Source organism: Nesterenkonia sandarakina (genome assembly GCF_003003175.1).
In the GTDB taxonomy this organism is placed as follows: Bacteria; Actinomycetota; Actinomycetes; order Actinomycetales; family Micrococcaceae; genus Nesterenkonia; species Nesterenkonia sandarakina_A.
In genome coordinates, this window is sequence record NZ_PVTY01000010.1 from 59,942 (window position 1) to 84,506 (window position 24,565).

Here is a 24,565-nt window from a genome sequence, read left to right on the forward strand (position 1 = left end):
CATCCCCCCTTGGGCTGATCCATGACCGGCTGATTAGAGTGGGGCAGGCACCCGTCCCGTCACGCAAAGGTCATTCCATGTCTGCATCCCCGCACGTCGCCTGGTCCCGCGAAGCGCAAGAGCGCGCCGGCACCCCGCTGGTGGTGCTGCTCCACGGCTACGGCTCCCACGAACAGGACCTGATGGGCCTGGTCCCCGGCCTGCCCGCAGACTTCACCTACGCCTCCGTGCGCGCCCCGGTGAAGATGGAGTTCGGCGGCTACACCTGGTTCGACCTCGACGTGGAGCGGCTCGCCTACTCCTCCTCGGCCGCCCGCGAGGCGGTGGAGGCGCTCTGGGAGTGGATCGCCTCGGTCAAGGACCAGCACAGCTCGGTGACCCTGCTCGGGTTCTCCATGGGGATGGCGATGGCCACCTCGCTGCTGCGCAGCCGCCCGGAGGCGTTCGCCGCCGTCGTCGGCCTCTCCGGCTTCGCCGTGGACCCGACCCGAGGCGAAGGACTCGAGGACTACTTCGACGACGAGGCGCTGGCCGCCGCGAAGGTTCCGTTCTTCTGGGGCCGCGACCAGGAAGATCCGATCATCCCGGCCGAGCACGTCGAGTACACCCACGGCTGGGCCACCAAGACCGTGAAGCTGACCAAGGTGCTCTACGCCGGGGCCGGACATGCTGTGGTGCCCCAGGAGATCAGCCATGTGGGGGAGTTCCTGACCCACACGGTGCTCAACTCCCGCTGAGCGCCCTGGCGTAGACCTCCGCGTGGGCGGCGGCGATCCGTTCCCGCTGCTCCCGGCGCCACCCCACGCGCGCCGCGGCGGTCGGCGTGAGCCACGGCTTCTCGACCGAGGTCACCGCCGGGACCGCTGACCCTGCCTGTTGTGACCCTGCCTGCGCTGCCGCGGCGTGCACCGCGCGGCGCAGGCTGGCGGCGTCGAGGCCTGAGTCCTGCCAGCGGTAGAGGAAGTCGGCCCCCTGGCTCCGGTAGCAGCCGACGTCCGGGGCGATCACGGTGGTCCCCAGGTCGTGCGCCGCCTCCATCCATCCGGAGTGGGTGCCGAAGCGGTAGGGAAGCAGCGAGGTGTGCAGGCCGGAGAGGTAGTCGAAGAGCTCGGCATCGGTGTAGAAGTCATGGACCCGCAGGTCGACCAGGTCCGGGTCCTGGTCCTGCAGCCAGCGCACCAGCTCGGCATCGTGGCGCAGCCCGGCGGCCTCGAAGACATCCCGGTGCAGATCCACCTGCAGCACCGAGCCCGGGATCTCGCGCAGCGCCGCGAGGGCGGCCTGCAGCACCTCCACGCCCACCATGTTGGCGCGCAGGCTCTTCAGATGGATCCCGAGTCGGAACTCCTCCGCCCTGCGCCGCGGGGTCTCGGCGTAATCGCTGATCAGGTCCAGATCGACCACATGCGGGTGCGGGATCACGTGGGCTTCGACGCCCCAGCGCTCGCGGATCTCCGCGGCGGCCTGCTCGCTGAGCGTGATGACCGCCCGGGCGCGGCTGAAGAGGACCTCGAGCTGGGAGTCGTGCAGGGTCGGGTCCTCGTGATGCGGATTCCACAGGTCATGCGCGGTGTAGATCAGCGGCCGGCCCCGGGCGTCGAGCGCGTCGAAGACCTCGTGCAGCTGCGTCGGAGTCTGCGCGTCGAAGCCGAAGTGGATGTGCATAAGGTCGAACTCGTGGGCCGCGATCCATGCGGGGTCCAGCATCGCCGGCGGCCACCACGGCGCACCGGTGGGCGTGTCGCTCCGGGCAGCCGGCGGATCCGGCAGCCGGAGCACCGCGGCCTCAGGTCTGCGCTCGCGCTGCACGTCCTCGACGGACGGGTGCTCGTGCCGTGGGTGGCCCAGATGGCGGATGTAGACGTGGGAGGCCGGCACCGAGGCCACCGTGATGCTCACGCCGCGACCCAGTGCTCGCCGTCGCGGTGCACCAGGCCCATCCGTTCGAACTCCTGCAGCCAGCCCTCCATGGGCCAGTGCCCCCACCGGTCCGCGAAGATCCGGCCGTTGCGCAGAATGTCCGTGAGGTGCTCCACCGGGGGCCGCGAGACCGGATGGTGCTGGTGGTAGGCGCGGGCTCCTCCCACCCAGGTCAGCTCGACTCCGCGGGCCCTGGCCCGCCAGGAGAAGTCGGTGTCCTCGGCGCCGTAGCCGGTGTAGGCCTCGTCGAATCCACCGATCTTCTCCCAGACCTCGCGGCGCACCGCAAAGGACAGCGACCAGAACAGCGCGTGCTCGCCGTGGGTCAGGATCTCCCCGGCTGCCGGGGCCGGACGTGCCGGATGCGGCGCGGCCCAGGCGGCCAGCTGAACGGCGGTGGCACTGTCCAGCGCCTCGCCGGGGAGCTCGGGCAGGTACGCGACCGGTCCGCAGAGCAGGTCCTCCGGTCGCAGCCGAGACGCTTCGATATAGGCGCTGATCAAGCCGGGGTCCGGGATGCAGTCCACATCGAGGAAGATCAGCAGGTCATCTGGTCCGGGCAGCTGTTCCAGGGCGCGCTGCGCCCCGAGGTTCCGGGCCGCGGCCAACGGCAGCCGGCCCGCGCTGCGCGGGATCTCCACCACCTGGGTGGGCAGGTCACCGGCGTCCCTGGTCGCTCCGGTGCTGACCGCCGGCTGCGTTCCTGGCTGCTCCGTCGCCAGCCGGGCACTGATCTCGGGGTCCTCCATGGCTGCCACCACATGCGTCACCGGGGCCGAGGTGCTGAGCGCCAGTCCGGCACGCTGACGGCGCAGGTGGGTCGCCCGACCGTGGACCGCGGTGACGACGACGGCGCGCGGCGGGTTCTCGGCGGGTGCCGCGGGCGCGGGCAGCATCGAGTGCAGCAGCTCCGCGAACCGTTCTGCTGCTCCGCCGTCGGACCAGCTGGCCCAGTCCTGGCCCTCGAGGTTCAGCGCCTGCGTCACGGCACGGTCCCAGCCGGCGTCGTCCTCGGGTGCGGGCGCTCGCAGCGCCGGCCAGGGGCCGCGCTCGAGGGCGTCGAGCATATGGGCCTGTTCCTGGTGCGGACGGTCCAGAGCGGTGACCAGCGCAGGGGTACGGCTGGCGGCGATCTCGGCGATGGAGTTCTGCCCGGCCGCGGTGAGCACCAGGTCGGCGCGCAGCAGCAGCGGCCACGGGTCGGCCTCCCAGGAGCCCTCCCCGCCCAAGACGCTGATCCTCGCCTGCGGCAGGGTTCGGCGCAGCTGGGCGATCGCCGCGGCGGTCACGGCACCGCCGCCGCCTCCGCTGAGCACCAGGACCTCGAGCTGCTGGTTGCCCGGCCCGGTCTGATGCGCGGCGGCACGTTCCGCTGAGTCGGCCCGGTTCTTCGGGGTGAAGCGGGAGAGTCCGCCCAGGGCGTGGACCTCTGCGGCGCCGGCGAGGATCCTGGTGGCCTCGGCGGGCCACATGCCCACCACCGCGGAGGAGATCTCGTAGCCCAGCCGATGCGCCGGATCGGTGCGGTCACCGGGCAGCGCCACGGTGACCACGGGGATCCCATGGAGCCGGGCGAGCAGCGCGATCTCCACCGAGACGTCGGCGACCAGCAGCTGCGGCGCGGCGTGATCGATCCAGGCCGAGAGCTGCGCGCTGCGCCGACGCAGTCCCGGGTGGCGCAGCGGAGCCCAGTGCAGGGCTCCGGACGCGGTGGGTTCGCGGAACTCGCCGTCGTCCGGCCCAGCCGTGTCATCGCGGTCCAGCTGGACCCAGTCGGCGCCGACCGGCCAGTCGGGCGGTTCCGGGAGCGAGGAGATCCCGGTGATCTGCAGGCCTCGGGCCGCCGCGGCCTGGGCTACCGCGGTGGCGCGGTGCAGATGGCCGCGACCCTGATGGTGGATGTACCAGCCGATCATCAGGCTGAGGCGCTCGGCTGGGAGGTGGGTTGCATGGCCATCCGGGCGTAGAGCTGCTCGTACTCATCGACCATCCGCTCCAGCGAGAGCGATCCTTCGGCGCGCTGGCGGACGGCGCCGCGATCACAGTCTGCGGCGCGGGTGATCGCCTCCGCCAAGGCGGCCACGGAGCCGTCTGCGGCGAGGGCGCCGGAGGAGTCTGTGACGATCTCCACCAGCCCGCCGCGCGGGAAGGCCGCCACCGGGGTCCCGCAGGACATGGCCTCGGCGGCCACCAGGCCGTAGGGCTCATCCCATTGGGAGCTGACCACGGCCACCGCGGAGGAGCCGACGAGCTCGACGAGCTCGGTGTGCCGCAGGTGTCCCACATAGACCGCGTCATCGCCGAGCCGGGGCGCGACCTGTGCTTCGAAGTAGCTGCGGTCCATGATGGGACCCGCCAGGGTGATGCTGCGACCGGCGGCGCGCGCGGCGTCGATGGCCAGATGCGGTGCCTTCTCCGGCACCAGGCGTCCGGTCCAGACGCACTCGTTGCCACCGGGCCCCGGGTGCCACACATCGGTGTCCACACCGTTGGGGATCACGCTGGAGGTGACCGAGCTCGCCCAGGCCTTGGCCGTGGCAGAGCTCACCGCGGTGAACACCGCAGACGGGGCGGCGTAGTTCGTCGCCGACTCCAGCCAGGGGGTCGGGGGAGTGTGCAGCGTGGTGAGCACCGGCATCGGCACCAGCGAGGAGAGCGCCACCGGAAGGTGATGCAGCGAATTGTTGTGGATCACGTCGAAGTCCTTGGACTCCGCGAGATGCAGCATCAGGCCCAGGTAGGCGTGGTGCTGCTGCATCCAGTCCACCGGCATCGCGCCGACGTCGGAGCGGGCGGCGGCGCTGAGCTCCAGACGCTCGGGCAGGAGCATCTGGGCCCCCAATGCCGGGTCGCTGCCGCCTGCGGCGAACAGCGTCACGGAATGGCCCCGGCTGATGAGCTTCTTGGCCACCGTGTGTGTAAAAGCCTCAAGCCCCCCGGCGAAGGGTTCCCGAATCGGGAACTGGCTCGAAGCGATGATGCATATGCGCAACCGCACCCCTAGTTCACAGGGCGAGACGCAGCCCCCCGGCGCCGGTCATCGAGACCGGCAGGCACCTCGCAGAAGAATGTCATGTGAGGCCCGGCACACCGCGTGCAGCCGGCCCTTAGAGGCACTGTACACGCGGTTTCGGGAAGGCGGATTCAGCCCTGTCAGCCTGCCACGGGCATGAGTCGCGCGGCGGGCAGACCGAAGGGCTCGCCGTGGAACTCCACGAGCTGTCCACGCTTGATCTGCGCGCCGCGGCGGGTCTCCACCTCGCCGTCGACGGTGACCCCGGAGGAATCGATCACCTCACGGGCGACCGCCCCGTTCTCGACCACTCCGGCCAGCTTCAGCAGCTGCCCGAGGCGGATGGACTCGTCGCGGATCGGGACTTCAGACACTTCTTGGCTCATGGGCCAAGTCTGTCATGCCCGCCTGGCGCTCTGTCCGGGCTTGGGAGCTCGACCGGCGCGACGGCAGGCCCGGTCAGACACGTCGGGTCCGGTCAAGGGTGGGGGAGGGGTCTGGATAAGGTGAGCCCATGAGTTCTGCCGAGCCCGCAGCGGGCCCCCGCTCCCCGCTGGTCTGGGTCTTCCTGCTTCTGCTGATGCTCGCCTCGGGGGCGGCGATCCCCGCCCAGGGCCGGGTCAACGCCGCGCTGACCAGCGAGATCGGTGACCCGGTCCTCGCGGCGACGATCAGCTTCAGCGTGGGCAGCATCATCTTGCTGCTGGTGACCTTCGGCACCGGCCGGGGCCGGCGGGCCATCGCGCGGGTGGCTCCGGCGGTGCGCGAAGGGCGGATCCGCTGGTGGTATTTCCTGGCCGGCTGCGTGGGCGCCTACTTCGTGCTCACCCAGACGCTGACCATCGGGCTCATCGGCGTCGCCGTGTTCACCGTGGCCGTGGTCACCGGACAGACCCTCGGCGGCCTGCTCTGGGATCGGATCGGGCTGGGGCCCGCCGGGCGGATGCGGCTGAACCCGTTCCGCGTCGGCGGTGCGGTGCTGACCGTGCTGGCCGTGCTGTGGGCGGTCTCCCCGCAGCTCACCGCCTCCGGCCAGGGTCCCGCCTGGCTTGCCCTGGTGCTGCTTCCGCTCTCGGGCGGCTTCCTGCAGGCGGCCCAGCAGGCCATCAACGGCCGCCATTCCGCGGCATATCGGTCCCCGGCGCCGGGGACGCTGTTCAACTTCCTCGCCGGCACGCTGTTCCTGCTGCTGGTCTGGGCGGGCAAGGCGCTGGTCACCGGGGTGGAGCCGGCACTGTCACTGACCCGGTGGCACTACCTGGGCGGACCGCTGGGGATCATCTTCATCGCCCTGGGCGCCCTGCTGGTCACCCGGGTCGGCGTGCTGATCGCCGCGATGGGCATGATCGCCGGGCAGCTGCTGGGCTCGCTGCTGCTCGATGTCCTGCTCCCCACCCCCGGGTCGCTGGTCACCACTGCGACGGTGCTGGGCACCGGGCTGACCCTGATCGCGGTGATCCTCGCCTCGCTGCCCGATATGCTGCGCGGACGCCCCGGGCGCAGGACCGGGGCCTGAGCTCCGGGTCCGGAACTCGACCCGCATTCGGGCCGGGTGCGTGCGCGCGATAAGCTGACGCAATCTGTGTTCATCCCCGTTCTACCTGAGGTGTATCTGCCACATGGCCAAAGAGACCGCACTCGACAAAGTCATCTCCCTGGCGAAGCGCCGCGGCTTCGTGTTCCAGTCGGGAGAGATCTACGGCGGCACGCGCTCTGCCTGGGACTACGGACCGCTGGGCACCGAGCTCAAGGAGAACATCAAGGCCGAGTGGTGGCAGACCTTCATCCGCGGCCGCGGTGACATGGTCGGTCTGGACTCCGCGATCATCCTGCCGCAGGCCGTCTGGCACGCCTCGGGCCACGTCAAGACGTTCTCCGACCCGCTGGTCGAGTCGCTGCACACCCACCGCCGCTACCGCGCCGATCACCTGATCGAGGCCTATGAGGCCAAGCACGGTCACCCGCCGGAGAACGGCCTCGCCGACATCCGCGACCCCGAGACCGGCCAGCCCGGCAGGTGGACCGAGCCGCAGCAGTTCTCCGGCCTGATGAAGACCTTCCTCGGCCCGGTGGATGACCAGGAGGGACTGCACTACATGCGTCCCGAGACCGCCCAGGGCATCTTCGTGAACTTCAACAACGTGGTGACCTCGGCCCGGAAGAAGCCGCCCTTCGGCATCGGCCAGATCGGCAAGGCCTTCCGCAACGAGATCACCCCCGGCAACTTCATCTTCCGCACCCGCGAGTTCGAGCAGATGGAGATCGAGTACTTCACCCACCCGGATGAGGCCGACGAGTGGTTCAAGCACTGGGTCGACGCCTGCTACAACTGGTTCACCGACCTGGGCCTGAACCCGGAGAACCTGCGCAAGTTCGACGTTCCCGAAGATGATCGCGCGCACTACTCGGCCGGCACCATCGACCTGGAGTACCGCTTCGACTTCCAGGGCTCGGCCTGGGGTGAGCTCATGGGCGTCGCGAACCGCACCGACTATGACTTGAACTCCCACACCGAGGCCTCCGGTGCGAAGCTGCAGTACTTCGACCAGGCCAGCGGCACCCGTTACACCCCCTACGTGATCGAGCCGTCCTTCGGCCTGACCCGCGCGATGATGGCCTTCCTGGTCGACGCCTACACCGAGGACGAAGCCCCGAACACCAAGGGCGGCGTGGACACCCGCACCGTGCTCAAGCTGCACCCGAAGCTGGCCCCGGTGAAGGCCGCGGTGCTGCCGCTCTCGAAGAAGCCCGAGCTCGCCGGAGTCTCCCAGGACCTGGCCCAGCAGCTGCGCCAGCACTGGAACATCGATTTCGATGACTCCGGCGCCATCGGCCGCCGCTACCGGCGCCAGGATGAGATCGGCACCCCGTTCTGCATCACGGTGGACTTCGACACCTTGGAGGACCAGGCGGTCACCATCCGCGACCGTGACGAGATGACCCAGGAGCGGGTCTCGCTGGACAAGGTCCAGTCCTACCTCGCGGTGAAGCTGCTCGGCTGAGCCGACGGGGCGCTGACGGTGGGCTGACGCGGCGCTGATCTGATCCAGGCGGCCGCCCGCGAGGCGTCGGGTCCGCTCAGCCCTCGGCTGAACGGCCCGGCGCTGAACAGCGGGTATCGCGCGCCGGTGTGGGTGAGCTTTGTCCGGGCGCAGGTGCGGGACTACCATTGCTTGTTTGGTCTGAACGACACTTACTGCCTCGTCTAAGGAAATGTGATGAGTATTGAGCACGACGCCGCGGCTCGCTCAGCGAACCCGGCCCGGCTGACTCTGGACTCCGGTCTCACCGTGCGCCCCTGGGCCGACGGCGATGACCTGAAGCTGCTCCAGGTCTGGGGAGACCCGGAGAACTCGATGCACCACCAGGACCGCAGCCTGCTGCGGCCCTCCTCCAACGAGCCCTGGTCCCGCTGCATCGTGGCCGAGGACGCGGGCCTGCCCGTGGCGGCCGCCACGATCTTCCGCTCCTCGCTGCACCCGGACCGGCTCTCCTTCTACGCCGAGGTCGCCCCGGATCACCGTCGCCGCGGCGTCGCCGCGCAGATGCTGCAGATCCTCGAGGCCGAGGTCCCCAACTGCGCGGTGCAGTCGCTGAAGGCCCGGGTGGCGAAGCGTTCCGCCGCCCAGTGCTTCCTCAAGGACAACGGCTTCACCAAGATCCAGGCCTCCCGTCAGGTGGTCGTCCAGCCGGGCGCCATCTCGCTGCCGGACCTGGACAGCGCCGGCCTGGATCTCGAAGACCTCGCCACCGGATCGGTGGAGCTCACCCAGCTGGTCGCGGACTTCTACAACACCGTGCACAGCTGGGATCGCGCCGAGATGACCATCGGCAAGGCCCAGCAGATGCTGCTCGGCCCGGAGACCGGAGCCTCGGGCGCCGTGGTGCTGCGCGACACCAGCGACGGCGGAGACAACAGCATCCTGGCCTTCGCCATCAGCTACACCTCTGAGCGCACCGACGAGCCCGCCGACGTGCTGCTGGGCTGGAACACCGCGTTGGAGGACGCCGACGCCGAGACCGCCTGCCGGGCGATGCTCGCGCTGCTCTCCGCGCACTTCCCGGTCAAGGTCGAGGTCGACGACGCCATGGTGCCGCTGAAGACCGTCACCGACGAGCTCATCGCGGCCGGTGAGGCCGAGTACGACTTCGAGGCGCTCATCTACGCCAAAGACGCAGCCTGAGCGGGGAGCCGATGACCGTCGAGACCGTCGCCTCCAGCGCGCCGCAGACCACCGCGCTGCTGCCGCCGCTGACCCTGGGGCCGATCACGGTGAAGACCCCGGTGGTGCTGGCCCCGATGGCCGGGATCACCAACACCGCCTTCCGTCGGCTCTGCCGCGACTACGGCGGCGGGCTCTTCGTCAACGAGATGGTCACCGCCCGCGCCCTGGTGGAGCGCCGGCCCGAATCGCTGCGGATCATCAAGCATGAGCCCGACGAGGTGCCCCGCTCGGTGCAGCTGTACTCGGTGGACCCGGTCACCACCGGCCACGCGGTGCGGATGCTGGTCGAGGAGGGGCGGGCCGATCACATCGACATGAACTTCGGCTGCCCGGTCCCGAAGGTCACCCGCAAGGGCGGCGGCTCCGCCCTGCCCTGGAAGATCCGGCTCTTCGAATCCATCGTCGCCACCGCGGTGCGCGAGGCCGCCAAGGCGAACATCCCGGTGACCGTGAAGATGCGCAAGGGCATCGACGAGGACCACCTGACCTTCATCGAGGCCGGCAAGGTCGCCCGGGACTCCGGCGTGGCCGCGGTCGCGCTGCATGGGCGCACCGCCCGGCAGCACTACTCGGGTCAGGCGGACTGGTCCGCGATCGCCGCGCTGCGCGAGTCCCTCCCTGACATCCCGGTGCTGGGCAACGGAGACATCTGGTCGGCGGAGGATGCTGTCGCGATGGTCGAGCAGACCGGGGTGGACGGCGTCGTCGTCGGCCGCGGCTGCCAGGGCCGGCCCTGGCTCTTCGGTGACCTCCAGGCCGCCTTCGAAGGGCGCGAGGAGCGGCACCGCCCTGATCTGCCGATGGTCTCCTCCACCCTGCTGCGCCACGCGCAGATGCTGATCCCGTACTTCGACGGTGACGAGCGCAAGGCCATGCAGGACATCCGCAAGCATGTGGCCTGGTACTTCAAGGGTTACGCGGTCGGCTCGCACCTGCGCACCCAGCTGGTCGCGGTGGAGTCCATGGCCCAGCTCGAGGACCTGCTCGGCCAGCTGGACCAGTCCCTGGGCTACCCCGGGGTCGACGCCGAGGGCCCGCGCGGCCGTGCCGGCTCACCCAAGAAGGTGCACCTGCCGCAGGACTGGCTGGAGTCCCAGGAGCTCAACGAGGCGCAGCGGGAGATGATCCAGGCCGCCGAGGTCGACACCTCCGGCGGATAGGGTTGGAGCATGAGTGCGCAGAACGTGGAGCGAGTAGAGGGCGGATACGCCGCCCTGCGTCCGGGCTACACCGAGGCCGACGAGGCCCGCTGGGTGCCCGAACACGGCAAGTCCGTCTACCGGTCCAGCTTCGAGCGTGACCGGGCCCGGCTGCTGCACTCCTCGGCGCTGCGCCGGCTCGGCGCCAAGACCCAGGTGGTCTCGCCCGATGTCGACGACTTCTCCCGCACCCGGCTGACCCACTCGCTGGAGGTGGCCCAGGTGGGCCGGGACCTCGGCCGGCTGCTGGGCTGCGACCCCGACGTCGTCGACGCCGCCTGCCTCTCCCACGACCTCGGGCACCCGCCCTTCGGGCACAACGGGGAGACCGTGCTCAACGCGCTGGCCGCTCCCTACGGCGGGTTCGAGGGCAACGCGCAGACGCTGCGGCTGCTGACCCGGCTGGAGACCAAGCGCTTCCATCCCGACGGCCGCTCCGCCGGGCTGAACCTGACCCGCGCCTCCCTCGACGCCGCGGTGAAATACCCCTGGCGCGCCGAGCAGGCCCCGACGCTGCCCGACGGCAGCCGCAGTGCGAAGTTCGGCGCCTATGAGGACGACGTCGAGGTCTTCGACTGGATCCGCGAGGGCGTGGCGGGACGACGAAAGTCCATGGAGGCCCAGGTGATGGACGCCGCCGATGACATCGCCTATTCGGTGCATGACATCGAGGACGGCGTGGTCAACGGGCGGTTCCAGCTGAAGTTCCTCGCCGATCCGCTGCAGCGCCGCCGCGTGGTCCAGACCACCCGTGACTGGTACCTGCCCGAGACCGACCCGGCCCGGATCGAGGCCGCGCTGGAGCGGCTCTCCACGGCCGATTCCTGGGTGGGGGAGTCCGACGGCTCGCGCCGGGCGCTGGCCGCGCTGAAGAACATGACCAGCGAGCTCATCGGCCGGTTCTCCCATGCGATCTTCACCGCCACCCGCGAGGTCTACGGGGACCGGCCGCTGGTCCGCCACGAGGCCGACCTGGTGGTCCCGGATGAGACGCTGGAGGAGGTCTCGCTGATGAAGGGCATCGCGGCGACCTACATCATGGCCTCCCGCGAGCAGAAGCCGGTCTACGCCCGGCAGCGCGAGGTGATCGAAGGCCTGCACGGGCTGCTCACCGAGACCGGCGACCAGTTCCTGGAGCCGCCCTTCCAGGCGGACTTCTACGCCGCCGCCGACGAGGCCGCCCGGCAGCGCGCGATCATCGACCAGATCGCCTCGCTCACCGACGGCGCGGCGCTCGAGTGGTACGCCACCCTGGTCCACGGGCGCCCGGTCTTCAACCGCCTCTTCGCCTGACCCCCGTTCCCTTCGCGTTGAGGGGCGGAACTATTTCCCGATGTCGCCGACGACGACGTCGAAGGCCGCGAACAGCTCGTCCGCCTCCACGAAGAGATTCAGGTCGGGTTCACCGGCCCCCATGGCGATCCGCCCGGAGATCGACTCATCGGCGTAGACCGGCCACATCTTCCCCTCGGGGGTGCGCGCGCCGAAGGGCGTGATCGTGCCCGGGTGATACCCGGTGGCCGCCACGGCCTCCTCCGGTGCGGTCATCGACATCTTCTTCATCCCGGCCAGTCGGCGCAGCTTCGCCCAGTCGACCTGCTTGTCCCCGGGGATCAGCGCGACCACATAGCTGTGCTCCGTGGAGGACTGGGTCAGCTTGGCCTTCGCGACCAGGGTCTTGACGATCTCCCGCGGTTCCACGCCGAGATTCTCAGCCGCCTCCTCCAGGGATGAGGCCGGTCCGCGCTGGACGAATTCAAGGGTCACCGCGCGGGAATCGGCGTCGGCCTGTACCCGCTCACGTCCGGAAAGCTCAGTCATGCTCCCCAGCCTAACGAGACTTCAGCCCCGCCGCGGCGCCGCTCCACAGTCAGCGGCAGCGCACCGTCAGCATTTGGCCCCGCCGAGTAGATTAGAGGCATGGCCGGACTGATCAAACGCGAAGACATCGACGCCGTCCGTGAGCGCGCAGACCTTCGCGAGGTCGTCGAGCAGTATGTGACGCTCAAGGGCGCCGGGATCGGTTCGTGGAAGGGCCTGTGCCCCTTCCACGACGAACGCTCGCCGAGCTTCCACATCCGCCCCGGGGTCGGGACCTTCCACTGCTTCGGCTGCGGAGAATCCGGTGACGTGATCGCGTTCCTGATGGGCATGGACCACACCAGCTTCCAGGAGACCGTGGAGAAGCTCGCCGGTCGACTGGGCATCGAGCTGCGCTACGAAGACGGCGGCAAGGGTCCCGACAAGGCCGAGATCGGGCGCCGCCAGCGGCTGCTGGACGCGCACAAGATCGCCGATGAGTTCTTCCAGGCCGCGCTGCAGAGCCCCGAGGCGCAGACCGCCCGCGAGATGCTCACCGGGCGCGGCTTCACCCGCGAGCACGCCGCCCAGTTCTCCGTGGGCTATGCCCCCAAGGGCTGGGACAACCTGCTCAAGCACCTGCGCTCCAAGGGCTTCAGCGACGAGGAGCTCACCGAGACCGGGATGTTCTCCTCCGGCGGGCGCGGGATCTACGATCGGTTCCGCGGCCGGCTGATGTGGCCGATCCGGAACATGACCGGCAACACCGTGGGCTTCGGCGGCCGTCACCTCTACGAGGATGACAAGGGCCCGAAATACCTGAACTCGCCCGAGACCGCGATCTACAAGAAGTCGCAGGTGCTCTACGGGATCGAACACGCCAAGCGCCACGTCGCCAAGCAGCGCCAGCTGGTCGTCGTCGAGGGCTACACCGACGTGATGGCCTGCCACGTGGCCGGGGTGGAGACCGCGGTCGCGACCTGCGGCACCGCCTTCGGCGAGGGCCACATCCGGATCGCGCGCCGGCTGATCTCCGACGAGGGCGGCGCCGGAGAAGTGATCTTCACCTTCGACGGCGATGCGGCCGGTCAGCAGGCGGCGCTGAAGGCGTTCAAGGAGGACCACATGTTCCTCGCCAAGACCTTCATCGCCGTGGGCCCCGAGGGCATGGACCCCTGTGACATCCGCCAGCACCGCGGCGACGACGCGGTCCGTGAGCTGATCAACTCCAAGACCCCGCTCTTCGAGTTCGCGATCCGGGCGAAGCTGCGCGAATTCGACCTCAACACCATCGAGGGTCGGGTCGGCGCGCTGCGCGCGACCGCCCCGATCGTGGGTGCGATCAAGGACCCGGCCATGCGCCCGGCCTACACCCGTGAGCTGGCCGGCTGGCTGGGAGCCGAGATGGACGACGTGACCCGGGCGGTGGCCTACGCGCAGAAGCACCAGCCCTCGCCGCATCTGGAGGCCGAGAAGGCCTCGGCGAACAGCCAGAACCAGTCGAATCAGCGTCAGGGAAATCAGCGCAACGGCACCCCGAACCAGGGTGAGCCGGCGGGGGAGCAGCTGCGCCGCAGCGCCCCGGGCTATCCGCGCCCCGACACCCGCGACCCGGCCGTGCTGATGGAGCGTCAGGCGCTGGAGGTGATCCTGCAGCACCCCACCCATCTCACCGCGGAGCAGTGGGAGGAGATCTTCACGGTCCGCTTCACCGCCCCGGTGCACCAGGCCATCCACGACGGCGTGCGGATCGCCGCCGCCTCGGCCTCCGACCCGCGCAACTGGGTCCAGGCGGTGCGCGACGAGGTGCCGGAGCCGATCAAGTCCTTCGTCTCCGAGCTCGCGGTCACCTCGCTGCCGACCAACAGCGACGAGCATCTGGAGAAATACTGCCAGTCCATCCTCAACCGGCTGGTCGAGCTCAAGATCACGCATCAGAAGGCCAACCTGCTGGGTCGGCTCCAGCGCATGGACGCCTCGCACAATCCCGAGGAGCACCAGGCGCTGAATCGCGAGCTGATGGAGCTGGAGCGTCGTCGTCGGTCGCTGCGAGAAGCCGAATGGGGCTGACCCGGCGGCACCTCTCCGTCCAGCCCGATGACAGCCGACTTCGAGGCGGCCACCAGGCTTGATAACGTGTTGCCCCAGACACAGTGAGCGCAGCCATGTCGGGGCGCCGCAGTCGTTGAAGCGCAGGCGTCAGTGACGTTCATGCCTCAGTGACGTTCAGCAGCAGGACAAGTTCATCAGCGTGACGATGGGGTCACGTGAAGCATCCGAGAAGGAGATTCACATGCCCCAGGAAACACCCGCCCCCGCGCAGGCGAGCTCGCCGGCCACCGGCAGCGTCACCCGCGTCCAGGCCACCCATGAGGTGCCCGAGGCCATGCGCCGCGACGTCGGACTGCTCGGCGGCCTGCTCGGCCAGGTGCTACAGGAGTACGGCTCCGAGGGGCTGCTCGCCGACGTCGAGGCGCTGCGCGAACTCACCATCGCCGCACTCGACGACACCAGCGGCGAGACCCTGGAACGCGCCGAGGAGCTGGTCTCCTCCTTCTCCGCAGAACGGGCCAAAGAGGTCGCCCGTGCGTTCACCTCCTACTTCCTGCTGGCGAACCTCGCCGAGGAGCAGCACCGCGTGCGCACCCTGCGCACCCGCGACGGTGAACTCCCGCTCGCCCAGCAGCAGCCCTCCGACTCGGTGGCCGCGGCCTTCACCCACCTCGCCGCCGAGGTCGGAGAGCGCGAGGCCGAGCGCCGGCTCAAGGAGCTGCGCTTCCACCCGGTGCTCACCGCCCACCCCACCGAGGCCCGCCGCAACGCGATCACCGCCTCGGTCCGCCGCATCGGCGCGCTCCTGGACGTGCGCGACGACCCACGGGTCGGACCCACCGAACTCGCCAAGAACCGCCGCGAGCTCCTCGAGGAGATCGACAACATGTGGCGCACCGCGCAGCTGCGCGTCTCCAGCCCCTCGCCGCTGGACGAGGTGCGCACCGCGCTGGGGATCTTCGACTCCTCCTTCTCCTCGGTGTTCACCCAGGCCTACCGCCGGATGGACGACTGGCTCCAGGGCGAGGCCTCCGGCGCGCAGGCGCCCAAGGCCCCGGCCTTCATCCGCCTCGGCTCCTGGATCGCCGGAGACCGAGACGGCAACCCCAACGTCACCGCCACGATCACCCGCAAGGCCGTCGCCCAGGCGGCCGACCGGGTCCTGGCAGACCACGAGGAACGCGCCCGCCGCACCGGCATGTCGCTGACCCTCGACGACCGCTACGCCCCGCCGAGCAGCAAGCTCGACGCGCTGTGGAATCGGCAGCGCCAGCTCTCCGAGGAGCTCGCCGAGCAGGCCTCCCAGCATTCCCCGGGGGAGCCGCACCGCCAGGTGCTGCTCGCGATCACCGGCCGGATCCAGGCCACCCGGGAGCGCAACGCCGATCTGGCCTACGCGGTGCCCGAGGAGCTGATCAATGACCTGCGCGTGGTCCAGGACTCGCTCGTCGAAGCCGGCGCGAACCGGGCCGCCTATGGCGACCTGCAGGAGCTGATCTGGCAGGTCCAGACCTTCGGCTTCCATCTCGCCGAGCTCGAGGTCCGCCAGCACTCCAAGGTGCACGCCCAGACCCTGGCCTGGCTGAAGGACCCCGCCTCGGTGGAGAAGATGGCGGTGCCCGGGGACGAGGTGCTGGAGACCTTCCGCGCGATCGCCTCGGTGCAGCAGCGCTACGGCGTCGACGCCGCCCGGCGCTACATCGTGTCCTTCACCCAGTCCGCGCAGAACCTCGCCGACGTCTACACCCTCGCCGAGAAGGCCCTCGGAGGCCCCGAGAACGCCCCGGTGCTCGACGTCATCCCGCTGTTCGAGACCTACGAGGACCTGCGCAACGCCCCGCAGATCCTCGAGGAGATGCTGAGCAACCCGGCCGTGCAGGCCCGCCTCGAGCAGACCGGCCGGCGCATGGAGGTCATGCTGGGCTACTCGGACTCCGCCAAGGACGTCGGTCCGGTCTCCGCCACCCTCGCCCTGTACGAGGCGCAGGAGAAGATCTCCGCCTGGGGCATCAAGCACGACATCACGCTCACCCAGTTCCACGGTCGCGGCGGCGCGCTGGGCCGCGGCGGCGGACCCGCGAACCGCGCGATCCTCGCGCAGCCCCCGCACTCGGTGGACCTGCGCTTCAAGGTCACCGAGCAGGGAGAGGTCATCTCCGCCCGCTACGGCAACCCGGAGATCGCGCTGCGCCACATCGAGCAGGTCGCCGCCGCCACGCTGATGGCCTCGGCGCCCTCGACCGAGCGGCGCAACGCCGAAGCGGCCCAGCGCTACGCCGGGCTCGCCGAGAAGATGGACGCCGTCTCCCGGGAGCGATTCCATGGACTGGTCAACGCCGAGGGCTTCGCCCCATGGTTCGCCGAGGTCACCCCGCAGGACGAGGTCGGGCTGCTCGCCATCGGCTCCCGTCCGGCCAAGCGCGGGCTCTCGGTGGAATCCCTGGAGGACCTGCGCGCGATCCCCTGGAACTTCGCCTGGGGCCAGGCGCGGATCAACCTCACCGGCTGGTACGGCCTGGGCAGCGCCCTGGAATCGGTGCAGGACCTGGAGCAGCTGCGCCAGGCCTACGCGGAATGGCCGCTGTTCCGTGCCCTGATCGACAACATCGAGATGTCCCTGGCCAAGACCGACCGGCGCATCGCCGAGCGCTACCTGGCGCTGGGCGACCGCGAGGACCTGACCGCGGTGGTGCTCGAAGAGTTCGACCTCACCTCCAAATGGGTGCTCGCCATCACCGACCAGCAGCGGCTGCTCGAGAAGCATCAGGTCCTGGGCCGGGCGGTGCAGCTGCGCAACCCCTACGTGGACGCGCTCTCGCTGATCCAGCTGCGCGCCCTGCGCGTGCTGCGCTCCGGCAAGCTCGCCGACGAGGAGATCGATGATCCGCGCAACCTGCTGCTGATCACGCTCAAGGGCGTGGCCGCCGGTCTGCAGAACACCGGCTGACCCGCCGCCGGGTCGCGGCGGGACACAGGTGGCTAGGATTGAGGGATGACAGTCCCCTCGGCGAACCCCCTGATCAACCCCGACCTCGACCCGTCCCAGGCGGACCCGCATCTCTGGCTCGAGGAGGTCACCGGAGACCGCGCCCTGGACTGGGTGCGCCAGCGCAATGCCCGCGCCGAGGAGCGGATCCAGGACGCTGAATTCGACCCGCTGCGCACCGAGCTGCGTGAGATCCTCGACGCGTCCGATCGGATCCCCGGCGTCACCAAGCGCGGCGAGCACCTGTACAACTTCTGGACCGACGAGGCTCACCCGCAGGGCCTCTGGCGGCGCACCACCGAGGAGTCCTACCGCAGCGAGACCCCCGAGTGGGAGATCCTGCTGGATCTCGACGCGCTCAGCGCCGAGGAGGGCGTCACCTGGGTCTGGCACGGCGCCGAGGTGCTGCGCCCGCACGGCACCTCGGGGCCCGGGACCGCGGCCGACGACGCCGGGCGGCCCAGCCCGTGGCGCCACACGCTGATCTCGCTCTCCCCGGGCGGCTCCGACGCCGATGTCACCCGCGAGTTCGACCTGGTGACCCGGCGCTTCGTCCCCGAGTCCGAGGGCGGGTTCCACCGCCCGCAGGGCAAGGGCGGGCTGAGCTGGATCGACACCGACACCGTCTACCTCACCCACGACGACGGCGTCGACGCCGTCACCAGCTCCGGCTACCCGCGGGTGGCCCGCCGCTGGCACCGCGGCACTCCGCTCACGGAGGCCCAGGAGGTGCTCAGCGTCGAGGCCGACCACATGACCGCCGTCGCCGGCTACGACCGCACCCCCGGCTTCGAGCGGCACCTCGGGGTGCGGCTGCTGGGCTTCTACGACCGTGAGACCTACCTGATCGACCCGGCCGCGCAGGACGCGATGACGCTGATCGAGGTGCCCACCGACGTCTCTGTGGGCTTCCACCGCGATCTGATCCTGCTGCGCCCGCGCACCGACTTCACCCATCACGGGGTGGAGTACCGCGGAGGCAGCCTGATCGTCGGCGACGCCGAGCGGTTCATCGCCGGGGAGCCCGCGCTGCGGGTGCTCTTCGAACCCACCGAGTCAGCGGCCCTGCTGGGCGTGACGGTCACCCGGGAGACCATCCTGGTGACGATCCTGGACGACGTGATCCACCGGGTCGAGGCGCATTGGCGCGAGGCCGGCCAGTGGCGGGCCAGCGCAGTCTTCGGTGAGCTGAACGGTTCCCTGGGCGTCGCGGCCGTGGACGAGGAGGAATCGGAGGAGGTCTGGGTCACCAGCAATGACTGGATCACCCCCACCAGCCTCTACCGCGGCGATCTCGCCGGGCTGCGGAGCGGCCAGCCGCCGTCGTTGGAGCTGATCAAGCAGGCCCCCGAACGCTTCGAGGCCGATGGACTTGCCTCGGCGCAGAGCTTCGCCACCAGCGCCGACGGCACCCGGATCCCGTATTTCCTGATCGGCCGGGCCGACGCCGTGCAGGCGGTGGAGACCGCGAACGCTGCGACGGTCCCGGGCGCCACGCAGATCACCGGACCCGAGCCGCACCCGACGATCCTCTACGGCTATGGCGGATTCCAGATCTCGCAGACCCCGAGCTACCTCGGACTCGCCGGCAAGGCCTGGCTGGAGGCCGGGGGAGTCTTCGCCGTGGCCAACATCCGCGGCGGCGGCGAGTACGGGCCCGGCTGGCACCATGCCGCGCTGAAGGAGAACCGGCACCGCGCCTACGAGGACTTCGCCGCGGTCGCCCGAGATCTGGTGAGCACCGGGGTGACCACCGTGGAGAAGCTCGCCTGCCGCGGCGGCTCCAACGGCGGACTGCTCACCGGGAACATGCTCACGCAGTACCCCGAGCTCTTCGGCGCCGTGGTCATCCAGGTGCCGCTGCTGGACATGCGCCGCTTCGCCCAGCTGCTCGCCGGTGCCTCCTGGCGCGCGGAATACGGCGACCCGGAGACCGCGGACTGGGAGTTCATCCAGAGCTTCTCGCCATATCACCTGGTGACCGCGGGTGTGGACTACCCTCCGGTGCTGCTGACCACCTCCACCCGCGATGACCGGGTCCACCCCGGACACGCCCGGAAGATGACCGCCGCCCTGGAGGAGCTCGGCGCCGACGTCACCTACTGGGAGAACACCGAGGGCGGCCACGGCGGCGCGGCGAACCCGGAGCAGCAGGCACGGATGAATGCACTCATCTACCGCTGGCTCTGGCAGCAGCTGGGCTGAGAGGGGTTCCCTCCCGGCCGCTGCGGACTAGACTGGAGCGGATCGATCCGACCCCGGCGCGCTGGAACGCGGGCCGGGGGAGACGATGAAGTGATCGATCAGAGACGCTTGACCAGGACTGATCGAGCAGAGACCAACAGCACCAATTCCAGGGGGGATCGCTGCGCATGACTGTGCCAGCCATTGAAACGCGCGGGCTGGTCAAACGGTTCGGCAACACGGCCGCGGTGGACGGCATCGACCTGCAGATCGCCCAGGGCGGCATCTACGGCGTCCTGGGCCCCAACGGTGCCGGGAAGACGACGGCGATCCGGATGCTGGCCACGCTGCTGCGCCCCGACGCGGGCGAGGCCCGGGTGCTGGGGCATGATGTGTTCACCGAGCCCAAGGCCATTCGCGAGAAGATCGCCCTGACCGGCCAGTTCGCCTCGCTGGACGAGGACCTGACCGGGATCGAGAACCTGATGCTGCTGGGCCGGCTGCTCGGCTACAACTCCCGTGAGGCCAAGGTCCGCGGCATGACCCTGCTGGACGCCTTCGGTCTCACCGACGCCGCCGGCCGCCAGGTCAAGAAGTACTCCGGGGGCATGCGCAGACGCCTCGACATCGCCGGCTCACTCATCGTGACCCCGCAGCTGATGTTCCTGGACGAGCCCACCACCGGCATCGATCCGCGCAGCCGCAACCAGGTCTGGGACATCATCCGGACCCTGGTCGAGGGTGGCACCACGATCCTGCTGACCACCCAGCACCTGGAGGAGGCCGATCAGCTCGCCGACCGGATCGCCGTCATCGACACCGGCAAGGTGATCGCCGAGGGGACCCCCGGGCAGCTCAAGGCCCAGGTCGGCACCGGCGCGCTGAAGGTGCGGGTGGCCGAGGCGACCCGCCGTGAGGAGGCCGCCGAGATCCTCGGCCGCACCCTGCTGGCCGAGGTCATCCGCGAATCAGACCCGGCGGCGCTGACCGTGCGACTCGAGGACGAGTCGCGTGCCGCGTCGGCACTGATCGCGCTGCAGGACTCCGCCATCGCGGTGGAGACCTTCGCGCTGGGCCAGCCCAGCCTGGACGAGGTGTTCCTCGCCCTGACCGGCCACAAGACAGTTCACGAAGCGCCTGACGGGGAGACCGCAGACGCACAGGAGGAGGCGGCGTGACCACCACGGCGCAGGATCAGAACCAGCGGATCAGGAGCGTCCTGGTCCCCGCAGACCAGCGACCCGCACCGGCAGGCGCGATCAGCGCGTCGCTGACCTATGGATGGCGCGCGCTGCTGAAGATCAAACACATCCCCGAGCAGCTCTTCGACGTCACCGTCTTCCCGATCATGATGACCGTGATGTTCACCTACATCTTCGGCGGGGCGATCGCCGGATCGGTGGACGGCTACGTGCAGTGGCTGATCCCCGGGATCTTCGTGCAGACCATGATCATGATCACGATGTACACCGGCCTGACCCTGAACCGGGACATCTCCAAGGGCGTCTTCGACCGTTTCCGCTCGCTCCCCACCTGGCGTCCGGCGCAGCTGGTCGGTGCGCTGCTCGGGGACCAGATCCGCTACGTCCTGGCGGGCACCATCATCCTCGGCGTGGGCTTCGTGATGGGCTTCCGGCCCGAGGGCGGCATGGCCGGAGTGCTGATGGCCTTCGTGCTGCTGCTGCTCTTCAGCTTCAGCCTCTCCTGGGTCTGGACGGTGATCTCGCTGCTGGTGCGCACCGAGCAGGCCGCAATGGGCATCTCGATGTTCATCATGATGCCGCTGACCTTCGCCTCGAACATCTTCGTGGACCCCGAGACCATGCCCAGCTGGCTGCAGGGCGCGGTCGAGGTCAACCCGGTGTCCGTGGTGGTGACCGCCATCCGTGAGCTGATGGCGGGCGTCGGTCAGTTCTCCAGCGTCACCCTGGTGCTGGTCTACTGCGCGGTGCTGGTCGGGGTCTTCGGTCCGCTCTCGATGTACTTCTACAACCGCAAGAGCTGAGCCGGCAGCAGCTGACCCTGGCGGACCGCTCGAATCAGCTGCCTCAGCTCACTTGATGAACCGGATGGTCAGCGGATAGCGATACGGGCGGCGGTTGTAGGCGGCGACGGCGGCCAGGATGCTGAACACGACCGAGAGCACCCAGGCGAGGAACAGGATCAGGAAGCCGATCAGGATGATCGTCGTGGCCGCGCCGACGAGGTAGGCGATGAACAGCGTGATCTGGAAGTTCAGCGCCTCCTTGCCGTGATCATCGAGCATCCGGCTGCGCTGGCGGAACACCAGCCACAGCACCAGCGGCACCAGCCAGGACAGGAAGACGCCGCCCAGGTGCATCGCCACCCCCCAGCCCTGCTCCTCACCGGCGCTCACCGGCACAGCGGGCCGGTCGGCCGGCTGACCGGCGGTGTTGTAGCCGCCGCCCGGCGGCAGCTTGCGCCACTGCCCGTCGGAGCCCTGCTGCCATTCACCATCTGCACCCGAGGGGTGGGCGGGCTGTGTCATCGTTCCTCCGAGGTCTGCGGTGGGCAGGGACATGGGCTTCGCCGGGAACGCTCACGTGAGGGCCAGCGTAGTCTCCGCGCGCCGCGATCGATACGGTGGAGGACATGTCTGATCAGTCCGGTTCACCGTCCATCCCAGAAGACGTCCTCAGCCTGGCCCGCGGCGCACAGCACGTCGCGGTCTTCAGCGGCGCCGGAATCTCGGCCGAGTCCGGGGTGCCGACCTTCCGGGAGGTCCCGACCGGACTGTGGGAGCGGTTCTCCGCCCAGGACCTGGCCACTCCGGAGGCCTTCGAGAGCGACCCTGCCCTGGTGCACACCTGGTACCGATGGCGCGCCGCGCTGATCCAGCGCGTCGCCCCGAACCGGGGTCACCAGGCGCTGGCCGAGTGGCAGCGGCAGCTCACCGGCAGCGGGGGCAGCCTGAGCATCGCCACCCAGAACGTCGATGACCTGCATGAACGGGCCGGCGCCGAGGTCCTCGCCCATCTGCACGGCAGCAGCACCGCCTACCGCTGCGCCGAGTGCGAGGCCCCCGTCGAGCTGCCCGCACCCCGGTACGACTCCGACGCCGCTCCCGCAGAGCCGTCCGATCCGCCGCTGTGCCAGGTCTGTGAGGAAGGGCTGATCCGGCCGGGAGTGGTCTGGTTCGGCGAACCCCTGCCGATGGAGCCGTTCGAGGCCGCAGCGGACGCGATACGCGCGGCGGACCTGATCCTGGTCGTGGGGACCTCGGGTCTGGTTCAGCCGGCGGCCTCGCTGCCGCTGCTCGGCATGGAGCGCGGGACCCCACTGATCGAGATCAATCCCGAGCCCACGGAGCTCAGCGACGCGATGCATCATCGGCTGCGCGGCCCGGCCGGAGAGCTGCTGCCGGCTCTCGTGCAGGCGGTCACAGAGTCCACCCGGGACCGGCGGTCGTGACCCGCCCGGCCGGCGGGCTGCACGAGGGATAGGCTGAGTCCATGCTCTGGCTATACCTAATCGCCGTGGTGCTGCTCGGAACGGCGGTCGCCGCCCTGCTCGGACGCTGGGAGGGTGCAGCGGTGCCCCAGGAGGAATCCGATATGCGCGAGTCCGAGGTTGATGATCTGCTCCGTCGCAGAGCCGATCAGCCGATCAGAGCGGCCGACCTCCAGGAGGTCCGCCTGGACTCAGCGGTGCGCGGCTACCGGATGGATCAGGTAGACCGACTCCTCGACGCGCTCGCCGCGCAGCTGGAGACGCCTCCACACGACAGGCCACAGGAGATCGAGAGCGCCGCGATGCCCTCGATCGACCCTCCGGAAGACAGGTTTCTGACGTTCGCAGAACCTGACCTTGATCCTGCGCATCCTGCTTCTGACGGGCCTGACCAGGATCTAAGCCCGCCAGGTCAGGACCATTCGAGGCTCGGATATCCACGAGTGGAGTGACATTCCTCGCAGATGCGAGATAATGGAACCAGTTCAGGTGCTGGATCTTTGCATCAGACATGGACAAGCACGTTAGAGAACTTCGGAAGGGATGCACTCGATGGCTGCAATGAAACCGCGCACTGGCGACGGTCCGATGGAGGTCACTCAGGAGGGCCGCAGCCTGATCATGCGGGTGCCTATCGACGGAGGGGGCCGGCTGGTGTTGGAGATCAACAACGAAGAGGCCCAGGCGCTCAAGCAGTGCCTCATCAAGGCCGTCGGAGAATGATCCTCGGTTCAGGCCGGTTGCGCACAGCGCGACCGGCCTGAACCGTATCTGCCTGATCCACCCGGTGCCCTTGGGCCGGCACCCGGTCTTCCTCGAAGCACCGGCATCGACAGCAGACCGCCGCGGCTCAGCGCCGGACAGCGACCAACAGTCCCGAACCTGTCCCGAGCATCGCCGTGCGCAGGCGATCGTCCTCGAGGACCCGGCGCTCCAGCTCCCGCATCTGCTGAGTGGAGTCGTCTCGCACCGCCGGGCGTGCGAGCCGGTCATGGTCCAGAGCATCGTTGATGATCAGCAGACCTGACGGGCGCAGAAGCCTGATGCCCTGCTCGGCATACTCCACCGCGTGTGCCGCCTCCGCGTCGACGAACACCAGGTCATAGCCGCCGGTGGTCAGCCGCGCCAGCACCTGCTCAGCCCGTCCCGTGATCAGCCGTGTGCGAGCCGAGGCCAGCCTGGCGTCGCGGAAGGTCTCTCGCGCCGCGTGGATATGGTCTGCCTCGTAGTCGATGCTGGTCAGGACCGCGTCCGGCGTCGCACCGCGGAGCAGCGCCAACGAGGAGACGCCGACCCCGGTCCCCACCTCGACCAGGGCATGTGCCCGGGCGCTGGCCGCGAGCACGGTCAGCAACGAGGCCACCCCCTGGCTCACTGGCTGCACCCCGAGGTTCTCCGCGCGGCGACGCGCCTGCACCAGTGCGGGCTCCTCCTCGGCGTGCTGCTCCGCGTAGGCCCAGCTTGAATGCTTGACCGAGTGCTGGGAATGCTGGTTTTTCATGGGACCTTCTCTGCGTGAACGAATGACCGGGCAACCGGGGCGCGTGCACCGGTGGGATCGCCGCACCTCGGAGCGCCGGACGGTCGTCCCAAAAGCGAATATTGTCCAAATTTTCAGCTTTTGCCCAGTTCTACCCCTCATGATAGTCAGGATGATCAGGCACGATCGCAGCACTCGATCCGCCTCCGGTGCTAATCGCGGTGAGTCTCACCA

21 protein-coding genes are annotated in these 24,565 nt (G+C 69.5%); 14 read left to right on the forward strand and 7 right to left on the reverse strand.

What is annotated here, in order from left to right:
- Window positions 1-77 precede the first annotated feature (77 nt).
- Window positions 78-737: an alpha/beta hydrolase gene (locus BCL67_RS09680; protein WP_106123242.1), complete on the forward strand. Its 660-nt coding sequence runs from the start codon at window positions 78-80 to the stop codon at window positions 735-737.
- On the opposite strand, the gene BCL67_RS09685 is transcribed toward BCL67_RS09680, so the two are convergent.
- The 4 genes from BCL67_RS09685 to BCL67_RS09700 all read right to left on the reverse strand — a co-directional run bounded on the left by BCL67_RS09685 (window position 724) and on the right by BCL67_RS09700 (window position 5,319).
- On the reverse strand, window positions 724-1,899 hold the full coding sequence (locus BCL67_RS09685) for a glycosyltransferase (protein WP_258174936.1): 1,176 nt from the start codon (window positions 1,897-1,899) through the stop codon (window positions 724-726). The two genes, BCL67_RS09680 and BCL67_RS09685, sit on opposite strands and share 14 nt — an antisense overlap.
- The gene (locus BCL67_RS15635) at window positions 1,896-3,836 is read right to left on the reverse strand and encodes a glycosyltransferase family 2 protein (protein WP_219886482.1); all 1,941 of its coding nucleotides are present in this window, start codon (window positions 3,834-3,836) and stop codon (window positions 1,896-1,898) included. The genes BCL67_RS09685 and BCL67_RS15635 overlap by 4 nt, the downstream gene beginning before the upstream one ends.
- Window positions 3,836-4,918 (reverse strand): glycosyltransferase family 4 protein, encoded by a 1,083-nt coding sequence (locus tag BCL67_RS09695; RefSeq protein ID WP_258174937.1) that lies wholly within the window; start codon window positions 4,916-4,918, stop codon window positions 3,836-3,838. Before BCL67_RS09695 ends, BCL67_RS15635 begins: the two co-directional genes overlap by 1 nt.
- Before the next feature lie 155 nt (window positions 4,919-5,073).
- Entirely contained in the window at window positions 5,074-5,319 is a 246-nt protein-coding gene (locus tag BCL67_RS09700; protein WP_106123243.1) for an RNA-binding S4 domain-containing protein, read from the reverse strand.
- 128 nt (window positions 5,320-5,447) lie between these two features.
- On the opposite strand from BCL67_RS09700, the gene BCL67_RS09705 reads away from it, so the two are divergent.
- From BCL67_RS09705 to BCL67_RS09725, 5 genes are all read left to right on the forward strand, one after another.
- A complete protein-coding gene (locus tag BCL67_RS09705; protein WP_106123244.1) occupies window positions 5,448-6,449 on the forward strand; it encodes a DMT family transporter in 1,002 nt (333 codons plus the stop codon).
- 103 nt (window positions 6,450-6,552) lie between these two features.
- Complete coding sequence (locus tag BCL67_RS09710; RefSeq protein WP_106123245.1) at window positions 6,553-7,935, forward strand: glycine--tRNA ligase; 1,383 nt, start codon at window positions 6,553-6,555, stop codon at window positions 7,933-7,935.
- Between the two features lie 216 nt (window positions 7,936-8,151).
- On the forward strand, window positions 8,152-9,117 hold the full coding sequence (locus BCL67_RS09715; RefSeq protein WP_146131127.1) for a GNAT family N-acetyltransferase: 966 nt from the start codon (window positions 8,152-8,154) through the stop codon (window positions 9,115-9,117).
- Between the two features lie 11 nt (window positions 9,118-9,128).
- Window positions 9,129-10,319: a tRNA dihydrouridine synthase DusB gene (gene dusB, locus BCL67_RS09720; protein ID WP_106123246.1), complete on the forward strand. Its 1,191-nt coding sequence runs from the start codon at window positions 9,129-9,131 to the stop codon at window positions 10,317-10,319.
- Window positions 10,320-10,328: 9 nt separating this feature from the next.
- The gene (locus tag BCL67_RS09725; protein WP_106123247.1) at window positions 10,329-11,651 is read left to right on the forward strand and encodes a deoxyguanosinetriphosphate triphosphohydrolase; all 1,323 of its coding nucleotides are present in this window, start codon (window positions 10,329-10,331) and stop codon (window positions 11,649-11,651) included.
- A 30-nt stretch (window positions 11,652-11,681) separates the two neighbouring features.
- Here BCL67_RS09725 and BCL67_RS09730 read toward each other — a convergent pair whose 3' ends face one another.
- A complete protein-coding gene (locus tag BCL67_RS09730) occupies window positions 11,682-12,179 on the reverse strand; it encodes an aminoacyl-tRNA deacylase (protein ID WP_106123248.1) in 498 nt (165 codons plus the stop codon).
- A gap of 99 nt (window positions 12,180-12,278) precedes the next feature.
- Here BCL67_RS09730 and dnaG point away from each other — a divergent pair, with 99 nt between their 5' ends.
- The 5 genes from dnaG (at window position 12,279) to BCL67_RS09755 (ending at window position 21,385) form a co-directional block, all read left to right on the forward strand.
- Complete coding sequence (gene dnaG, locus BCL67_RS09735) at window positions 12,279-14,228, forward strand: DNA primase (protein WP_106123249.1); 1,950 nt, start codon at window positions 12,279-12,281, stop codon at window positions 14,226-14,228.
- Between the two features lie 223 nt (window positions 14,229-14,451).
- Window positions 14,452-17,157, forward strand: coding sequence for a phosphoenolpyruvate carboxylase (locus tag BCL67_RS09740; protein ID WP_106123250.1), 2,706 nt, complete (start codon window positions 14,452-14,454; stop codon window positions 17,155-17,157).
- Window positions 17,158-17,202: 45 nt separating this feature from the next.
- Window positions 17,203-19,401: a prolyl oligopeptidase family serine peptidase gene (locus tag BCL67_RS09745; RefSeq protein WP_106123251.1), complete on the forward strand. Its 2,199-nt coding sequence runs from the start codon at window positions 17,203-17,205 to the stop codon at window positions 19,399-19,401.
- 167 nt (window positions 19,402-19,568) lie between these two features.
- A complete protein-coding gene (locus tag BCL67_RS09750) occupies window positions 19,569-20,558 on the forward strand; it encodes an ATP-binding cassette domain-containing protein (RefSeq protein WP_106123252.1) in 990 nt (329 codons plus the stop codon).
- Window positions 20,555-21,385, forward strand: a complete 831-nt coding sequence (locus tag BCL67_RS09755; RefSeq protein WP_106123253.1) for an ABC transporter permease — start codon at window positions 20,555-20,557, stop codon at window positions 21,383-21,385. Before BCL67_RS09750 ends, BCL67_RS09755 begins: the two co-directional genes overlap by 4 nt.
- A gap of 48 nt (window positions 21,386-21,433) precedes the next feature.
- On the opposite strand, the gene BCL67_RS09760 is transcribed toward BCL67_RS09755, so the two are convergent.
- Entirely contained in the window at window positions 21,434-21,889 is a 456-nt protein-coding gene (locus tag BCL67_RS09760; RefSeq protein WP_181255966.1) for a DUF4870 domain-containing protein, read from the reverse strand.
- 104 nt (window positions 21,890-21,993) lie between these two features.
- On the opposite strand from BCL67_RS09760, the gene BCL67_RS09765 reads away from it, so the two are divergent.
- The 3 genes from BCL67_RS09765 to BCL67_RS09775 all read left to right on the forward strand — a co-directional run bounded on the left by BCL67_RS09765 (window position 21,994) and on the right by BCL67_RS09775 (window position 23,574).
- Window positions 21,994-22,812: an SIR2 family NAD-dependent protein deacylase gene (locus tag BCL67_RS09765; RefSeq protein WP_106123255.1), complete on the forward strand. Its 819-nt coding sequence runs from the start codon at window positions 21,994-21,996 to the stop codon at window positions 22,810-22,812.
- Window positions 22,813-22,853: 41 nt separating this feature from the next.
- Window positions 22,854-23,303 (forward strand): DivIVA domain-containing protein, encoded by a 450-nt coding sequence (locus BCL67_RS09770; RefSeq protein WP_219886483.1) that lies wholly within the window; start codon window positions 22,854-22,856, stop codon window positions 23,301-23,303.
- A 100-nt stretch (window positions 23,304-23,403) separates the two neighbouring features.
- On the forward strand, window positions 23,404-23,574 hold the full coding sequence (locus tag BCL67_RS09775) for a DUF3117 domain-containing protein (protein WP_084479395.1): 171 nt from the start codon (window positions 23,404-23,406) through the stop codon (window positions 23,572-23,574).
- Window positions 23,575-23,701: 127 nt separating this feature from the next.
- Here BCL67_RS09775 and BCL67_RS09780 read toward each other — a convergent pair whose 3' ends face one another.
- The gene (locus BCL67_RS09780; protein ID WP_106123256.1) at window positions 23,702-24,352 is read right to left on the reverse strand and encodes an O-methyltransferase; all 651 of its coding nucleotides are present in this window, start codon (window positions 24,350-24,352) and stop codon (window positions 23,702-23,704) included.
- Window positions 24,353-24,565 lie beyond the last annotated feature (213 nt).

Bases quoted from the DNA above. Each gene is read 5' to 3' on its own strand.
- BCL67_RS09680 (WP_106123242.1), top strand. From the start codon at position 78: ATGTCTGCATCCCCGCACGTCGCCTGGTCCCGCGAAGCGCAAGAGCGC.
- BCL67_RS15635 (WP_219886482.1), bottom strand. From the start codon at position 3,836: ATGATCGGCTGGTACATCCACCATCAGGGTCGCGGCCATCTGCACCGC.
- BCL67_RS09700 (WP_106123243.1), bottom strand. From the start codon at position 5,319: ATGAGCCAAGAAGTGTCTGAAGTCCCGATCCGCGACGAGTCCATCCGC.
- BCL67_RS09705 (WP_106123244.1), top strand. From the start codon at position 5,448: ATGAGTTCTGCCGAGCCCGCAGCGGGCCCCCGCTCCCCGCTGGTCTGG.
- BCL67_RS09710 (WP_106123245.1), top strand. From the start codon at position 6,553: ATGGCCAAAGAGACCGCACTCGACAAAGTCATCTCCCTGGCGAAGCGC.
- BCL67_RS09715 (WP_146131127.1), top strand. From the start codon at position 8,152: ATGAGTATTGAGCACGACGCCGCGGCTCGCTCAGCGAACCCGGCCCGG.
- dusB (WP_106123246.1), top strand. From the start codon at position 9,129: ATGACCGTCGAGACCGTCGCCTCCAGCGCGCCGCAGACCACCGCGCTG.
- BCL67_RS09725 (WP_106123247.1), top strand. From the start codon at position 10,329: ATGAGTGCGCAGAACGTGGAGCGAGTAGAGGGCGGATACGCCGCCCTG.
- BCL67_RS09730 (WP_106123248.1), bottom strand. From the start codon at position 12,179: ATGACTGAGCTTTCCGGACGTGAGCGGGTACAGGCCGACGCCGATTCC.
- dnaG (WP_106123249.1), top strand. From the start codon at position 12,279: ATGGCCGGACTGATCAAACGCGAAGACATCGACGCCGTCCGTGAGCGC.
- BCL67_RS09740 (WP_106123250.1), top strand. From the start codon at position 14,452: ATGCCCCAGGAAACACCCGCCCCCGCGCAGGCGAGCTCGCCGGCCACC.
- BCL67_RS09745 (WP_106123251.1), top strand. From the start codon at position 17,203: ATGACAGTCCCCTCGGCGAACCCCCTGATCAACCCCGACCTCGACCCG.
- BCL67_RS09750 (WP_106123252.1), top strand. From the start codon at position 19,569: ATGACTGTGCCAGCCATTGAAACGCGCGGGCTGGTCAAACGGTTCGGC.
- BCL67_RS09760 (WP_181255966.1), bottom strand. From the start codon at position 21,889: ATGACACAGCCCGCCCACCCCTCGGGTGCAGATGGTGAATGGCAGCAG.
- BCL67_RS09765 (WP_106123255.1), top strand. From the start codon at position 21,994: ATGTCTGATCAGTCCGGTTCACCGTCCATCCCAGAAGACGTCCTCAGC.
- BCL67_RS09770 (WP_219886483.1), top strand. From the start codon at position 22,854: ATGCTCTGGCTATACCTAATCGCCGTGGTGCTGCTCGGAACGGCGGTC.
- BCL67_RS09775 (WP_084479395.1), top strand. From the start codon at position 23,404: ATGGCTGCAATGAAACCGCGCACTGGCGACGGTCCGATGGAGGTCACT.
- BCL67_RS09780 (WP_106123256.1), bottom strand. From the start codon at position 24,352: ATGAAAAACCAGCATTCCCAGCACTCGGTCAAGCATTCAAGCTGGGCC.